The sequence below is a fragment of the bacterium genome (genome assembly GCA_026414725.1).
Classification (GTDB): Bacteria; Ratteibacteria; UBA8468; order B48-G9; family JAFGKM01; genus JAAYXZ01.
Window position 1 is genome coordinate 1 of the sequence record JAOAIL010000073.1, and the last position, 529, is coordinate 529.

Here is a 529-nt window from a genome sequence, read left to right on the forward strand (position 1 = left end):
CTTCTATAAGAATCAAGAAACATTTAGAGAAAATATCAAATAATATAGGCAACAAGGAACTGTTTTACATTTCATTAGGTGATGTTATTTCAAGAGATATAAAAAATTTAATTGTGTTGTTTAAGAGAACTTTTAAAAAATATGGCTTAAAAGCTTTTTATAAAATCTTTCAAATAATAAAGTTTAGGCATCTTCGGTATTTTCTATCTTTTATTGTTTTCTCTATACTAAAAAAAAAGAAAAATCAAGGTGAAGAGTAATCTCGTTGCAGTTATAAAGGGAAATGTTGATGGTTATCCAACAAAACAACCATATCACCCGTCTGCGTGGTATCCTGAATATAGAGGTTCTATCATTTCATCAGAGTTTAATGTTGTATATGATATGGTAAGAAATTCTTTTGCTTATTTAGGATTAGATATAGATAAATATGGAACCAAAAAATGGAATCCTTTATCATTTCTAATAAATCCGGGTCATATTGTCTTTATCAAACCAAACTTAATATCCCAATCTACGGACTATGATC

At 27.8% G+C, this 529-nt stretch carries 1 protein-coding gene; it reads left to right on the forward strand.

What is annotated here, in order from left to right:
- Positions 1-249 precede the first annotated feature (249 nt).
- Positions 250-529: hypothetical protein (locus tag N3D17_07935; GenBank protein ID MCX8083290.1), on the forward strand; the 280-nt coding region annotated here is incomplete at its 3' end.